General features: G+C 72.5%; 12 protein-coding genes. 5 read left to right on the top strand and 7 right to left on the bottom strand.

Features of this window, described 5'->3' with window-relative positions; all coding sequences use genetic code 11:
* The first annotated feature begins 45 nt into the window (after positions 1 to 45).
* The gene (locus tag ABTZ99_RS29675; RefSeq protein ID WP_499615833.1) at positions 46 to 1116 is read left to right on the top strand and encodes a DUF2332 domain-containing protein; all 1071 of its coding nucleotides are present in this window, start codon (positions 46 to 48) and stop codon (positions 1114 to 1116) included.
* Here ABTZ99_RS29675 and ABTZ99_RS29670 read toward each other — a convergent pair.
* Positions 1113 to 2093 carry a squalene cyclase gene (locus tag ABTZ99_RS29670; RefSeq protein WP_499615831.1) on the bottom strand — a complete coding sequence of 327 codons (981 nt, stop codon included), beginning with the start codon at positions 2091 to 2093 and terminating at the stop codon, positions 1113 to 1115. The genes ABTZ99_RS29675 and ABTZ99_RS29670 overlap by 4 nt on opposite strands.
* Positions 2094 to 2102: 9 nt before the next feature.
* Positions 2103 to 3416, bottom strand: a complete 1314-nt coding sequence (locus ABTZ99_RS29665; protein WP_498773173.1) for an aminotransferase-like domain-containing protein — start codon at positions 3414 to 3416, stop codon at positions 2103 to 2105.
* A gap of 96 nt (positions 3417 to 3512) precedes the next feature.
* Here ABTZ99_RS29665 and ABTZ99_RS29660 point away from each other — a divergent pair, with 96 nt between their 5' ends.
* Positions 3513 to 4295: an alpha/beta fold hydrolase gene (locus tag ABTZ99_RS29660; RefSeq protein WP_498773171.1), complete on the top strand. Its 783-nt coding sequence runs from the start codon at positions 3513 to 3515 to the stop codon at positions 4293 to 4295.
* Here the strand turns inward: ABTZ99_RS29660 and ABTZ99_RS29655 are convergent.
* Positions 4292 to 5140, bottom strand: a complete 849-nt coding sequence (locus tag ABTZ99_RS29655) for a serine/threonine-protein kinase (RefSeq protein ID WP_498773169.1) — start codon at positions 5138 to 5140, stop codon at positions 4292 to 4294. The two genes, ABTZ99_RS29660 and ABTZ99_RS29655, sit on opposite strands and share 4 nt — an antisense overlap.
* Before the next feature lie 418 nt (positions 5141 to 5558).
* Complete coding sequence (locus ABTZ99_RS29650) at positions 5559 to 6509, bottom strand: lysyl oxidase family protein (RefSeq protein ID WP_499615827.1); 951 nt, start codon at positions 6507 to 6509, stop codon at positions 5559 to 5561.
* Positions 6510 to 6723: 214 nt separating this feature from the next.
* On the opposite strand from ABTZ99_RS29650, the gene wecB reads away from it, so the two are divergent.
* Positions 6724 to 7896: a non-hydrolyzing UDP-N-acetylglucosamine 2-epimerase gene (gene wecB / locus ABTZ99_RS29645; RefSeq protein WP_498773460.1), complete on the top strand. Its 1173-nt coding sequence runs from the start codon at positions 6724 to 6726 to the stop codon at positions 7894 to 7896.
* On the opposite strand, the gene ABTZ99_RS29640 is transcribed toward wecB, so the two are convergent.
* Together ABTZ99_RS29640 and ABTZ99_RS29635 are read right to left on the bottom strand one after the other, a co-directional pair.
* Positions 7814 to 9124 (bottom strand): FAD-dependent oxidoreductase, encoded by a 1311-nt coding sequence (locus ABTZ99_RS29640; RefSeq protein WP_499615824.1) that lies wholly within the window; start codon positions 9122 to 9124, stop codon positions 7814 to 7816. The genes wecB and ABTZ99_RS29640 overlap by 83 nt on opposite strands.
* Positions 9124 to 9930 carry a glycosyltransferase gene (locus tag ABTZ99_RS29635; RefSeq protein WP_498773163.1) on the bottom strand — a complete coding sequence of 269 codons (807 nt, stop codon included), beginning with the start codon at positions 9928 to 9930 and terminating at the stop codon, positions 9124 to 9126. The genes ABTZ99_RS29640 and ABTZ99_RS29635 overlap by 1 nt, the downstream gene beginning before the upstream one ends.
* 356 nt (positions 9931 to 10286) lie before the next feature.
* Between ABTZ99_RS29635 and ABTZ99_RS29630 the strand changes: the two genes are divergently transcribed.
* Together ABTZ99_RS29630 and ABTZ99_RS29625 are read left to right on the top strand one after the other, a co-directional pair.
* Entirely contained in the window at positions 10287 to 11702 is a 1416-nt protein-coding gene (locus tag ABTZ99_RS29630; protein WP_499615821.1) for a sugar transferase, read from the top strand.
* Positions 11684 to 13183: a putative glycoside hydrolase family 15 protein gene (locus ABTZ99_RS29625; RefSeq protein WP_499615818.1), complete on the top strand. Its 1500-nt coding sequence runs from the start codon at positions 11684 to 11686 to the stop codon at positions 13181 to 13183. The genes ABTZ99_RS29630 and ABTZ99_RS29625 overlap by 19 nt, the downstream gene beginning before the upstream one ends.
* 94 nt (positions 13184 to 13277) lie before the next feature.
* On the opposite strand, the gene ABTZ99_RS29620 is transcribed toward ABTZ99_RS29625, so the two are convergent.
* Positions 13278 to 14351: a glycosyltransferase family 4 protein gene (locus tag ABTZ99_RS29620; RefSeq protein ID WP_499615815.1), complete on the bottom strand. Its 1074-nt coding sequence runs from the start codon at positions 14349 to 14351 to the stop codon at positions 13278 to 13280.
* Between the last annotated feature and the right edge of the window lie 187 nt (positions 14352 to 14538).

The raw sequence follows: 14538 nt of genomic DNA, 5'->3' as shown, positions 1-14538 counted from the left end.
CATGGCCGGGCACGCTAGCACCGGCCGACCGGTAAGATCGCCGGGATGCCAGGTCGAGCGCGGGCCCGCACGATCGCCGAGGTGTACCGGCGGTTCGGCGAGGCCGACGCCGGGACTTCGCCGTTGCACGGGCGCGTCGCAGTCGCCCTGAGCGGGTCCGACGCGGCGTTGCGCGCCATCGGGTCGGCGCCGGCGCGCAAGCGGCACCCCGCGGTGATCCTCGCCGCGCTGCACGACCTCGCCCTCGCCGGCCACGCCCCGGCGCTCGCCGCCGCCTATGCCGCCGGGGACGGCGACGCCGCCGCCGACGCCGCGATCGACGCGCTGCTGCGCCTGACCGGCCCGGTCGTGGACCTCGCCGTGCACCGGCGGCCCCGCACCGACGAAACCGGGCGCGGCGCGGTGCTGTACCCGGCCATCGCCGAGGCGGCACGGCGGGTGGGCGCGAACGCGGTCGGGCTGATCGACGTGGGCTGCTCGGCCGGCCTCAACCTCACCGTCGACCGCGTCGGCATCACCTACGACAACGGGGACCCACTGGGCGACCCGTCATCTCCTGTGCAGGTGTCGGCCTCGACCGTGGGCGGCCGGCCCGTCCCGACACAGGCGCTACCCGAGGTCGTCGCCAAGGTGGGCGTCGACCTCGATCCGCTCGACGTGACGGACCCGGACGACGCCCGCTGGTTGCGCGCCTGCCTGCCACCCGACGAGCCGGCACGGCTCGCGAGGCTCGAAGCGGAGATCGCGTTGGCGGCGACGGACCCTCCGCTGCTGCTGCGCGGTGACGCCGTCGACGTGCTGCCCGACGCCGTCGCCCTGGTACCGGCGGACGCGCTGCCGGTCGTCACCACGACGTGGGCGCTGTCGCGGTTCCCGCCGGAGAGCCGGATGCACTTCCTGCACCGCCTCCACGAAGCGGCGGCGGACCGGCCGGTGGCGTGGGTGTCGGTGGAAGGGGTCGGGGTCGCACCGTCGGTACCGACCCTCGGCGATCGGCGCGCCTCCGGCCACAGCATCATCGGCGTGGCGGTGTCCCACGGGTCGACCCGGCACGCCGAGGCCGTCGGCCGCTGCTGGTCGCGCGGCCGGCTGCTGGCGTGGCTGGCGGAGCCCTAGTGCGCTGACCCGCCGTGGGCGTCCCACCAGTCCAGCACGCGGGTCCCGTACAGGGTCAGCCACTTCGACGGCTCCCCCGCCGGCACGTCGACCTCGAACCACACGCGTCCGGGGTGCCTGCGGGCCTGGAGCCACGTGCCGTCGGGCTGCCGCTCGGCGCGGACGAGCTCGATCGCGTCGGCCAGGCGCGGGTCCGGCGGGGTGCCGTCGAGCAGCCAGACCTGGCGGAAGTACTCGGCCGCGTTGAGCACGTTGTAGTACCAGCGGAACGGGTAGGAGAAGCGGTTCACCCACGGCGCCACCGGCTCGCCCGTGGACAGCCGGCGGAACAGCCCGCGGGCCAGCAGGTACTCCTCCCCGGCACGGCGGGCGGCACGCGTCGCTTCCGTGCCGCCGGTCGCGGCGTCGTAGGCGAGCAGTCCCTTGAGGGAGTTGAGGGTCGAGTGGAACGACGACCGCGTCGAGCCCTCGACCCACTCGCAGTTCCAGCCGCCGTCGGGCAGGCGGTGCTCGACGAACCAGTCCACGATGCCGGTGACGTCCGCGCCCAGCCACAGGCCGTTCTGGACCGTCCACGCGTTGATGCAGCAGTCGACCTCGCCGCCCCAGTACGGCAGGTCGTCGTACTCCCAGCGGCAGTTGCGCTCCAGCAGCTCGGCCGTGCGGCGTTCGCGCAGGACCGCGGCGTCCAGGCCCCACTCCCGCAACGAGCACAGCGTCCACGTCGTCGCGGTCCACGGCTGGCCGGCGCCCTCGGCGGCTTCCGGGCCGTGGAAGTCGAAGCCGGCGGGGAAGAACGCGCCGCCCGCCCACTGGCCGTCCGGGTCTTGGAGCGCGAGCAGGCGTGCGCCGAAGCCCTCGGTCGCGATCCTGGCCCGCGTCGCCTCCCAGACCTCGGGCGGTTCGCCGACGAGGTCGCGCTCGACCTGCCAGCGCAGCGCCGGATCGGCGTCGAGCAGCCAAGGCACCCTGGTCATGGCGTGACCCTAGTCGACCTGCTCGTCCTCGGGGCTGCCTTCGGCGAGCGCGGCGAGCACGTCCAGCGCGGCGGCCAGGGTCGGCGTCGACGCGGAGGCGAGGGCGAGGCGGACGGCGTTGGGCGCGTGGCCGGGCCCGACCGCGAACGCGGCGGCGGGCGTGATGGCGATGCCCCGCCGTGCCGCGGCGGCGACGAACGTCTCGGCCCGCCACCGGTCCGGCAGCCGCCACCAGCAGTGGTAGGAGCCGGGGTCGGCGCTGATGTCGAAGCCCGCCAGGCGGGCGCGCACGAGCTGCTGCCGTTCGTGCGCGAGGGCGCGTTTGCGGTCCACTACGGACTCCACGGTGCCGTCGACGAGCCACTCGGTCGCGGCGGCGAGCGCGAAGTGGCCGACGGCCCAGCCGCCGGAGCGCGCGGCGGCGGCGACCCGGTCGACCAGGTGTCCGGGCGGCACGGCGAACCCGACCGTCAGGCCGGGCGCGAGGCGCTTGGACAGGCTGTCCACCACGGTGGTGCGCTCGGGCGCGAGCGGCGGCAGGTCGGGGCCCAGGAAGGCGTAGATGGCGTCCTCGATCACCTGGACGTCCAGGTCGCGCACGGTGTCGGCGAGCTCGGCGCGGCGTCGTTCGGGCATCGTGGTGCCGAGCGGGTTGTGCAGGGTCGGCTGGAGGTAGACCGCGCGCACGTCGGCCGCGCGCACGGCCTTCGGCAGCACGCCCGCGTCGTCCACCGGCAGCGGCACGAGCGTGACGCCCAGCCTGGTCGCGATCGCCTTCACCACCGGGTAGGTGACGGCCTCCACCCCGAGCCGCCCGCCGACCGGCACCAGCGCCGACACCGCGGCCGCGATCGCCTGCCTGCCGTTGCCGGTGAACAGGATGCGGCGCTCGTCCGGCGCCCACCCGCCCCGTGCCAGCGTGCGTGCGACGGCCGCGCGTGCTTCGGGCGTGCCGCGGACACCGACCGGCCCGAGCGCGTCGCCGAGGCCGTGCCGGACGAGCCGGTCGAGGCCGGGAGCCAGCAGGGCCGGCTGGTCGGGCAGCACGCAGAAGTTCAGCTCCAGGTCGACCCGCGCGCCGCCCGGCTCGGCCAGCGCGGGCTCGACCGGTGGTCGGGTGGCCCTCACGAACGTGCCGCGGCCGACCTCGCCGACCGCGAGCCCGCGTCGGATCAGCTCGCCGTACACGCGGGCGGCCGTGGAGCCCGCGATGCGGTGCCTGCGGGCGAACGCGCGTTGCGGGGGCAGGCGGTCACCCGGCTTGAGCCGGCCGGCCGCCACCTCGGCGGCGAGCCGGTCGGCGATCAGGCGGTAGTCCGCCACGCGGGCACCCCACATTGCACCGAGAGCATTGTTTTCATTGCACCGGCCATGGTGGCCTTCCTAGGCTGCTGCCGTCAACCGGCGCAAGGGGAGGTCATGCGGGTCAACGACATCGACATCGCTTACGACGACGAGGGCGACGGCGTCCCGGTGCTGCTCGTGCACGGCCACCCGTTCAACCGGACGATGTGGCGGCCGCAGGTGGAACGGCTCCGCTCCCGTTACCGGGTCATCGCACCCGACCTGCGGGGATATGGCGAGACGACGGTCGTGCCGGGCACGACGCCGTGGGGCGTGTTCGCCGACGACCTGATCGGCCTGCTCGACCGCCTCGACCTGGACCGGGTGGTGGTGTGCGGGCTGTCGATGGGCGGCCAGATCGCCATGGAATTGCACCGATCACACCCGTCACGGGTCCGTGCGCTCGTGCTGGCGGACACGTTCCCCGAGGCGGACACGACGGCGAGCGCTGACTTGAAGCGCGAGCTGGCGTCACGCGTGCTGCGCGAGGGCATGGGCCCCTACGCCGACGAGGTGCTGGACAAGATGATCTCGCCGCACAACGTCGTCGCCCTGCCGGCCGTCGCCGAGCACGTGCTGGGGATGATGCGCGGCACGTCGCCGGAAGGCGCGGCGGCGGGGTGGCGCGGGCGCGCGGAACGGCCCGACTACCTCGAGTCGCTGGCCCGCGTCGCCGTGCCCGCGCTCGTGGTCGTCGGCGAGGAGGACGAGTACACGCCGGTCGCCGTGGCCGAGCGGATGCACGCGACCATCCCCGGTTCGGCGCTCGCGGTGATCCCCGGGGCGGGCCACCTGCCCAACCTCGAACGGCCGGCGGAGTTCACCGACGCGGTCGAGCGGTTCCTGGCGGCGCTCTAGGCGGGGCGGGCGGGCGTCCGGACACCGCAGAGGAGCCGGTCGCGCGGCAGGGCGGCCGGTGCGGGGCGCAGCTTGTCGGCGACCTGGGCGGCCGTGGGGCGGCGACGGGGGGACAGCGAGGTCATCTGCGCGAGCAGGCGGGCCAGGCCGGCGGGCACGTCGTGCGGCACGTGGGGCGGGCGGTGCAGGCGGGCGACGGCGGCCTCGACCCGGTCGCCCTGGTACTCGCGGTAGCCGGTCAGGCACTCCAGCAGGAGCAGGCCGAGCGCGTAGACGTCCGCGGGCGGGCCGACCTCGTCGCCGCGCACCTGCTCCGGCGCCAGGTAGGCGGCGGTGCCGACGACCTCGCTGGTCTTGGTGATGCGGGTCGAGCCGAGCGAGCGGGCCAGGCCGAAGTCGGCGAGGTAGGCGGTGTCGGAGCCGTCGAGCAGGACGTTCGACGGCTTCACGTCGCGGTGCACGACCTGCTGTTCGTGCACGTGGGCGAGGGTGTCGGCGAGCTGGTGGCCGAGGGCGCGCACCTGCGCGGGCGTGAACGTGCCGTCCAGCAGCCGGTCGCGCACCGTCGTGCCTTCGACCAACTGCATGACCACGAACGACGTCCCCTCGCACGTGCCGACGTCGTAGACGGACAGCAGCCCGGGGTGCGACAGCCCGGCCAGCGTGCGGACCTCGTTGTCGAACCGACGCCCGTCCACCTCGTCGCCGTCGAACACCTTGACCGCCACGAACCGCCTGAGCAGCAGGTCCCACCCCCGGTGCACCTCGGCCGCGCCACCCGCGCCGAGCCTGCCCGCCAACCGGTAGCGACCTTCGAGCACTCGGTTCTCGGTGGCCAACGACATGGCCCCACCCTTCGGTCGCCGATCCGGACGTCTGGCGAATTCCCGAACGGCGACGACGCCAAACGCCGGCGTCACCGGGCAGAGGTTTCTCCTCAGAGGACATCCAGGCGAGGCGCGGCGCCGGCCCGTTCGAGGGCTTGTGCCACGTCGGGCCGCGGGGTCGGGGCGGGCGACGGCTGGACCGGTGGCGGCGGAGCGGCCGGCCGCACAAGCCGCTCGCCGGGTCAGCCGCCCATGCCGCTCGCACGCCACCCACCAACTCAACGGCCCGGGGTGCTCGGCGCATCGGCCGTGCAGGTGCCTCAGCGGACCCTCCGACCGACCTCTCGGCAAGTCCCTCAGCCGACCCCCGAACAGCCCCCGCGGCAAGTCCCTCAGCCGATCACCCCACCGACCGGTCAGCCGGGCGCTCGGCACCTCAGTCGCGCAGGGTGGCGCACTGTTCCGTTCCGACGCAGTTCCGCAGCAGCCGCACCTGCGGCGGGAGGGTGATCGTGGCCGGCGGGTCGATGGCGTTGCCCGGCCAGCGGATCGAGACGGTCATGGCCGAGGCGTTGTTCGCGTACGACTTCTCGACCAGGGTGCGGTCGCCGTTGACGATGTTCACCACGTCGTAGACCCCCGACGGCACCTTGCTGATGTCCAGCCACTGGAAGTCGACCGTGTGCGGGTAGTCGTCGCCCGAGCCGACCGAGATGCCCTGCACCACGCTCAACGCCTCCGGCTCGTGGTGGCCGCACCGGTTCTTCCGCAACAACGCCGCCAACTTCCCCTGCGGGGTGTCGTCCAGGGCCGGCCGGTTCGGCACGCGGCCGTCGACCCCGTACCGGTCGCCGAGGCAGAAGCCGTTCTTCCGGTCGGTCACCACCGTGTCACCCGAGAGCGCGCGGAGTTGGAAGTGCTCGAAGCCGAGCAGGTGCCAGTGCTCGTGCGTCGCCGCCGGCTCGTAGTACATGGTGGCGGGGATCGGGTGCTGCGCCCGCGCGTAGTCCATCGGGATCGAACCGTCCACAGCGGACTGGAACGCCTGCCGCGCCGCCATCTCCCGCTGCCCGACGCCACCCCGGCTGCCGTGGATCAGCAGCGGCCCGTCGCCGATGTTGTCCGCCGATGTGGTGAACCTCAACCGGACTGCCCCGATCGGGCCCACCTGCACGCACTCGCCGTTCGGCGCGGCCGGGTCGGCCACCGGGCACACGTCCCAGTCGACGCACCGCGACGGGTCGCCGGAGAACCCGCCGGCGCACCCCACCGGCGCCTGCCGGAGGTCGGGCAGCAGCACGGTCCGGGACGCCTGAGCGTGCGCAGGGCCCACCAACCCCGCGACGAGCAACGCCGTGGTGATCAAGGCCGCGTGTCTTCGCAACATCGGAAATCCGTCCACTCCAGAATGATCCACTCACCAATCTACTGAGCCACACCGACAACTCGGCCCCTACCACCGCCAGGTTCACTCGATCGACTGAGCCACAACGGAAATCGGCCCCTGGGACTCTAACCTTCACCGCGATCGCGCCCCGGGCGCGCGTCATCCGCGACTGGAGGTGGGTCCGATAGACCAGGGAGTTCCCGGCACCGTCACGATGGTGTGCGGCACCAGGCCGGAGCTGATCAAGCTCGCGCCGCTGATCCGCGTGATGGGGGCCGACGCCACCGTCGTCTACACCGGACAGCACTACGACACCGCGATGTACCACCGGATCCGGCAGGACATCGGCCGCCCGGGCCGGTTCCACGAGCTGGCCGTCGGCGGCGGCAGCCGCGGCGGCCAGCTCGGCGCGGCCATCGCGGCGGTGGACGAGCTGCTGGCGCAGCACCCGACCAGGGCGGTGATCGTGCAGGGCGACACGACCTCCGCGCTCGCGGGCGCGTTGGCCGCCAACGCCAACGACGTGCCGCTGGTGCACGTCGAAGCGGGTCTGCGCAGCTACGACCGGGCGATGCCCGAGGAGCACAACCGGGTCGCCATCGACCACCTCGCCGACCTGTGCTGCGCGCCGACCTCGCTCAACCACGCCAACCTGCTGGCCGAGAGCGTCCCCGAGGAGCGCATCGCGATCACCGGCAACACCGTGGTCGAGGCCCTCCAGACCGCTTTGCCCGGGCATGACGAGGAGGCCGTCGTCCTGGCCGCGCACGAGCTCGAGCGCGACGGCTACGTGCTGGCCACGGTCCACCGGCCGGAGAACGTGGACGACCCGGCCAACCTGGAGACGATCCTGCGCGAGCTGAACCGCCTGCCGCTGCCCGTGGTGCTGCCCCTGCACCCGCGCACGGCCAAGCGGGTCGAGGCGTTCGGCCTCACCGCCCTGCTGCGCCGGCTCAAGGTCGTCGAGCCCCAGGCGTACCCGGCGTTCCTGGCGCTGGCCCGGTGCGCCGCCGTGGTCGTGTCCGACTCCGGCGGCATCCAGGAGGAGGTCAGCGTCCTCAAGCGGCCGGTGGTCGTGGTGCGCCGCAGCACGGAACGCCCCGAGATCGAGGGCACGTTCGGCACCCTGGTGCCGCCGGGGCCGCGGGTGTGCGCGGAAGTGCTGCGGTGGCTGGACGACGTGGCGGGCCACCGGGAACGCCTGGAGCACATCCCGTCGCCCTACGGCACCGGCTCGCCGTCCGCCCGGATCGCCGACGCGCTCCGGCAGCTGGTCCGCGGCGAACCGGTGCACGCCCGGCGGCTCAGCCCGGAACAGGTTGTGGTGCCTCCGCCAGCCTCGCGGCGACCCGTCGCGCGAGTCCCGCACTCGAGTTCCAGCTCGTGACGTCCGGGTAGACGTGCGCGGTGGTCGCCAGCAGCAGCGGGGTGCCGGCGACCACCACGGGCGGCCGGCGCGCCAGGTACCCGAGCGGGTACACCGGTTCCACGAACGGCGCCTTGAACACCCGCACGTCGTCCACGTCCTCGCGGCACAACGCGGGGTGCAGGGCCAGCAGCTGCGAGGTCCACCGCGCCGCGATCGCCGCGTCGTCCTCCTGGAACAGCGCGGACTCCCGGTCGGTGTACCGCATCGCGTAGACGAGGTGCCTCCCGTCGTACCGCTCCACGCCCGCGAGCGGCGTCATCTGGATCAGGCCGTCGAACTCCGTGCCGGACCGCACCACCGGCGTCCAGTAGTGCCCGGACAACGGTCGCCGCAAGAAGAACAGCGCGTTCACCACGCCCTGGTACGGCAACCGCACGTCGGGCAGCCGCGCGGCCAGGTCCTCGTCGGCGAGCCGCCGCAGCAGCGGCAGGGGCAGCGTCGACACGACGTGGTCCGCCGACACCGACTCGCCGCCGTCCAGGGTGATCCGCATCCGCCCGCCGGTCACGCCCATCCGCCGCACCGGCGCGTCCAGCCGCACCACGCCGCCACCGGCCTCGATCGACGCCCTGAGCGCGTCGATCACGGCCCGGTAGCCGCCTTCGGGGTACCCGCGCACCGACACGGCGCCTTCACGCCCCAGGCGCTGCCACAGGTACAGCGCGGGCACGTCGCCGAAGCGCGCGCCGAACTTCGCGCCGAACAGCGGCGCGAGCAGCAGCTCCCACACCCGGTCGCCGTACAGGCCGCGCAACCAGTCCTCGGTGCGCGTGCGGTCGAGGTCCTTGCCCTTGCCCAACCGCCGCAGCAGCACCGAGACCGCGCCGAACCTCAGCCGGTCGGGAACGCCCAACGGGGTGAACTTGAGCAGGTCCAGCGCCGTGTTGAACGGGAACGCGCGACCGTCCACGACCATGCCCATCCGGGTCGGCCGCCAGCTGATCGAGTCGCGCAGCCCGAGTTCGCCGAGCAGGTCGAGCAGGTGGTCGTCGGTCGGCATCACGCAGTGGTAGAAGCGCTCCACCCAGCGGTCGCGCCACGCGAAGAACGTGCCGAGCCCGCCGAGCTGGTCGCTGCCCTCCAGCAACGTCACCCGCGTGCCGGCGCGCACCAGCCGGTGCGCGGTGGCCAGGCCGCAGATGCCGCCGCCGACCACCACGACGTGCCCGCGCTCCGCCCGCCGCATCACAGCGCCCGGTACGGCGCGGGCGTGAGCCGGTCGCGGACCAGCAGCTTCGCGTACTGCCCGACGGTGCGGGCGATCCGGATCTTGCTGGGGCCGTGCTTGCGGTCGTAGCGCAGGGCCAGCGGCACCTCGGTGACGACCGGCCGGCAGTGCCGCAGCTTGAGCAGCAGCTCGACCATGCAGGCGAACCCGCGCTCCTCGATCAGCCGCTCGCCCCAGTGCCGCTCGGCGCGGGCCAGCAGGCTGACCCGGTAGGCGCGGAAGCCGCTGGTGCAGTCGCGGACGCCGTCGAGGCGCAGCACGCGGCGGAACAGCACGGCCGCGCCGCGCGACAGCAGCCGGCGCAGTGGTGGGGCGGTCGCGTCGTCGCCGCCGTCGACGAACCGGGAGCAGATCACCACGTCCGCGCCGGCCGCGATCTCCCGCTCCATCCGGTCGATGAGGGCCGGGTCGTGGGTGTCGTCGGCGTCCATCACCACGACGACGTCCTCGTCGCCCGCCTCGGACAGCACGGCGCGCAGCCCCGATCGGACGGCCTGGCCGAGGCCGAGGTTGACCGGGTGGCTGACCAGCCGCACGTCCAGGCCGGGCCACCCCTCGGCGACGACCTCGGCGGTGCCGTCGGACGAGCCGTCGTCGACGACCCAGGCGGTGATCTTGCCGGCGAGGGTCGCGTCGGCGAGCCGGGTCAGCAGCGGCGGCAGCGAGGCCGCCTCGTTGTAGGCGGGCAGCACGACGTGGGCGCGGGCGTGGGTGCGCGCGCCGTCGGAAAGGGCCCGTCCGCCCTGTTCCGACGTGGCGCGCACGTCTTCTTCATCGACGCTCAATGGGCCCCATTTCACTGGATGGCGGATGACGGTCCAGAATTATTCGCCTCCGGACCGCGACGGGATTCGACCACCCCGGGGGCATCTCGTCGCGCGTCTGGCTGAATTACCGCAGAAGCCGAGCCCGACCGTCACCAGAAAGGAGAACGGTGATCACCGAAAGAGTGAATTAGGTCCTCAAAATCACGCTTGATACACACCGAGTGAGCAGAGAGGCCCGTTCGGATGGTCTCGAACGGGTGACCAAATAATCGGGTTCATGGTGGGAAGGACGTCGTCCGAATGTGGTGTGGCGTGGACGGGACGCGCTCGGTCCCTGGCAAGGGCGGTCCGAGGTGAACGGGGTCGGCTCGGCGACCACCCCGACCCTGGTGTCGCGGTGGCGGCAGCAGAGGCCCCGCGAGGCCGCGGGGTCGGACCTGCTGCGGCGGGTGAACGCGGTGGCGGTGCTGCTGGTCGCGGTGGACGCGACCGCGGTGGCCGCGGTGGCGGCCCGGTACTCGCCGGGCGCGGGGTGGACCGCGGTGGTGGCTGCGGCGCTGCTCGGCGTGCGGGCCGCGTGCCGGCTGTACCGGCGGCGGCTGTGGCTGTCCTGGTTCCACGACCTGCCGCGCTCGGTCGGCGCGACGGCCGTGGCGTTCGCCCTGGTCACGCTGGCCGGCCTGGTCAGCGGCGCGCCGCCGGGCACCACCCTGGCCACGCAGTGGGCGGTGCTGGCGTTCGCCGCGCTGAGCGAACCGGCGCGGCTGCTCGTGTTCGCCTTCGGCCGCTGGTGCAGGCGGAAGTACGACCGCTGCGACCGCACGATCGTGGTCGGCGCCGGGAAGGTCGGCGTCGACCTGGTCGGCGCGATGCTGGCGCACCCGGAGTTCGGCCTGCGCCCCGTCGGGTTCGTCGACCCGGAGCCGGCGCTGGACCGCACGGCCCTGCCGGTCGCGCTGATGGACGAGGCCCTGGCCGACGCGATCACCCGGTTGGGTGTCGGCACGGTCGTGCTGGCGTTCTCGCACGCCCGCGAGTCGTCGGTGGTCGACTCGGCCATCACCGCGCACCGGCTCGGCTGCACCACCCTGGTCGTGCCCCGGATGTTCGAGCTGTACCAGGACGGGCCGGACATCGAACGGCTGCGCAGCTACCCGCTGATGCGGCTGGGCACCGCGCCGACCAGCAGGCCGAGCTGGTGGGTCAAGCGCGCCATGGACGTGCTGCTGGCCGCCGTGGCGCTGGTCGTGCTGTCCCCGGTGATCGCGCTGTGCGCGCTGGCCGTGCTGCTGGAGAGCGGCCGGCCGGTGATCTTCCGCCAGGTCCGGGTCGGGATGGATGATCAGCCGTTCGTGCTCTACAAGCTGCGCAGCGTGAGAATGAACGGTGAAGACGATTCCCAAGTCACCTGGTCGGTGGTCGGAGATCGCCGGGTCGGGCCAGTCGGACGTTTTCTGCGTAGCAGTTCGCTGGACGAACTCCCCCAGTTGTGGAACATCATCAAGGGCGACATGTCCATCGTCGGACCACGCCCGGAGCGACCCGGTTTCGTCCGCGAATTCTCGGCCATCCACGAGCTATACTGGGCCCGGCACCGAGTTCCGACGGGGCTGACCGGGCTCGCGCAAGTGCACGGGCTGCGGGGTGACACGTCGATTGTCGACAGGTCTCGATACGACAACTACTACATAGCCAACTGGTCGTTGTGGCTGGACGTGAAAATCCTGTTGCAGACGGTGGGTGAGCTGTTGTGCCGAAGGAATCGCTGAACCGGCGACGATCCCGCCGCGTCTTCGGCCTGGTGTGCGCGGTCGCGCTCCTGGTGCCGAGCGCGGCGTGCACGACGACCGCCGCCGCGGGCAGACCGACGCCACCGCACGCCCCGCTCGGTCCCGTGCCGAAGCCGCTCGCGCCGTGCGGCTGGTGGTACGGCATCGGCGAGCCGCCGACCGGCCGGGACATCACGTTCGCCGCGCAGCACTACAGCCTGGTCGTGCTCAACGCGACCGAGACGTCGTCGCTGCGCCGGCTCAAGCAGCTCAACCCGAAGATCAAGGTGCTGGTCTACAAGGACTTCTCCAGCGCGCGCAACTACCCCGGCGCGGTCAACGGCGAGGTGGACGCGCCGTTCCTGCCGACCGGCATCGGCTACTTCAAGGCCCACCGCGAGAACCCGAACTGGTTCGCGGTGGACACCAAGGACAACCGGATCGAGTGGAACTCCTACCCGAAGCACTGGCAGATGACCGTGTGGGACCCGGCCTACCAGAAGGCGTGGAGCGAGGCGGTCACCGCCGAGGTGGTGCGCGAGGGCTGGGACGGCGTGCTGGCCGACAACGACTTCAGCTCCCTGAAGTACTACTCCTCGGCCGTGCTCAAGGGCACGGAGAACGCGGCCGAGTCCGACCGGATGATCCGCGAGGGCATGGACACGTTCCTCACCACGGCCGGTGACGCCCTGCACAAGGCCGGGAAGATGCTGATCCCGAACGTGTCCGAATCCCACCTGACCGCGGGAAGGTGGACGGCGCACTCGCGCTACGACGGCGCGATGGAGGAGAACTTCGGCCTGCGCGACACCGGCACGGGTGAACTGCTCACCTTCAAGGGCAACGAGTGGAAGGAGCTGCGGTCGCAAGCCGCCCTCGGCGAGACGTGGCTCCTGCTGATCACCCACACCAAGGGCGCCAGGGAGGAACGAGTCGGCTACGCCACCGCGGCCCTGCTGGCGAGCCCGCACACGTGCTGGTCCGGCGCGACCACCAAGGACTACCGCAACCCCGACTGGTCGCGCTACCAGGACGCCCCCCTGGGCGAGGCGACGGAAACCGCGAACCGCCTCCCCTCCGGCGTGTGGGACCGACGCTTCACCGGCGGCTACGTGGCCGTGAACCCGACCGGACAACCCGCGAGGGTCACACCCCCACCGGGCCTGGTCAACATCGACGGCGGCGCCGCCGCCCCGGCCACGATCGAGATCGCCGCCGGCGACGCCATCGTCCTCGTCAACCCAACCCACATCACCACCACCACCGCCGCAACAGCCACCACCAGCTCAACCACCACCAACCCCGCCACCACAAACCCAAGCACCACCAACCCATCCACCACCAACCCATCCACCACCAACCCGTCGACCACCAGCCCACCCACCACGAACCCATCCACCACCACCAACCCAACTACCACCAACCCCGTCGTCACCACCCCGACCACCTCACCACCCGACCCATCACCCCCTCCCTCCTAACCACCCCTCCCTCTAACCACCGCCTCACAACCGCCTCACAACCGCCATCACCCCTCACCCGACCTCACCGACTCACTTCATCGTCGGCACCGACTCACTTCATCATCGGCTCAACCCACGAGCTGCCCATGACCTCGCGGTAGAGGGCGAGGTGGCGGCGCGCGCACACGTCCGGCGCAAACCGCTCCCGCGCCCGCTCAGCGAGCTCCAACCCGATCCGCCCGGGATCGGGCTCCGCGAACAACTCCCGCAACCGAGCGGCCAACCCCTCGACATCACCCGGCACCGCCAACGCCCCAGCCGCCGCCCGGTCCCCCAGCATGTCCGCCACCCCACCGGTGTCCGTCGCCACCACTGGCTTGCCCGCCGCCATCGCCTCGGCCACCACCAACGGCTGCTGCTCCATCGTGGACGGCAGCACGAGCGCGTCGTGGTGCCGCAGCAAGTCGGGCACATCGCTCCGGAAACCCAAGAACTCCACCCTGCCGCCCAACTCGCGCGCCAACGCCTCCGACTTCCCCCGCTCCGGCCCGTCCCCCACCACCGTCAACCTGGCGTCCGCCGGCATCACCCCGGGCAACGCCAAGGCCGCCAACAGGGTGGCCAACCCCTTGCGCTCCACCAACAACCCGACGAACACCAACCGCCGCACCCGTCCCGCCGGCGGCTGCACGTGCGCGGGCTCCACGCAGTTGTCGATGTGCGCCAACCTCGACGCGGGCACCGTCAACCGCGCCGACAGGAACCGCCCCATCGCCCGCGCCGGCACCACCGTCCGATGCACCACCCGCGCCACCACGGCATCCGCCGCCAACACCACCCGCGTGTAAGCCGAAGGCCCCACCGCCCCCGGCACACCCCGGAACCACTCCTCACCCACATCGTCCGGCACACCGTGATAGGTCTGGATCACCTTGTGCCGCAACCGCAATCCGGCACTCACCAACCCGGCACGCCGATCCTGCGCGTGCACCACGTCCGGCCGCCACTCCCGCACCACCGCCCGCGCCCGCCGCCCGGCCCGGACATCAGCCTTGTCGCCCACCTCGACAACCTCGTGGTGCCCGCTCAACACCTCCGCACCCCTCCGGGGCAAGGGCCCGAACACCCGCACCTCCGCCTGCCCGGACCCGATCACCGCCCGCGCCAACCGAACAGTGACGTCCACCGGCCCCCCACTGTCCTGGGTCAACAGATACGCAACCCGCAACCGACCGCTCACACCCACCACCAATCCTCTCAACCACAACGGACCCGAAACACGACCCACCGAGGCCCGATTTGACATGGGTTCGGGTGCTTTAGGCTGGTCGAAGCCGGCAGGCCTGGCGGGACGCTCTTCCCCGCCGGGCCTG

It is taken from the genome of Actinosynnema sp. NPDC002837, assembly GCF_040295345.1.
Taxonomy (GTDB): domain Bacteria; phylum Actinomycetota; class Actinomycetes; order Mycobacteriales; family Pseudonocardiaceae; genus Actinosynnema.
The sequence above is the reverse complement of the archived record's forward strand: the minus strand, read 5'-3'. Positions and strand labels throughout refer to the sequence as shown.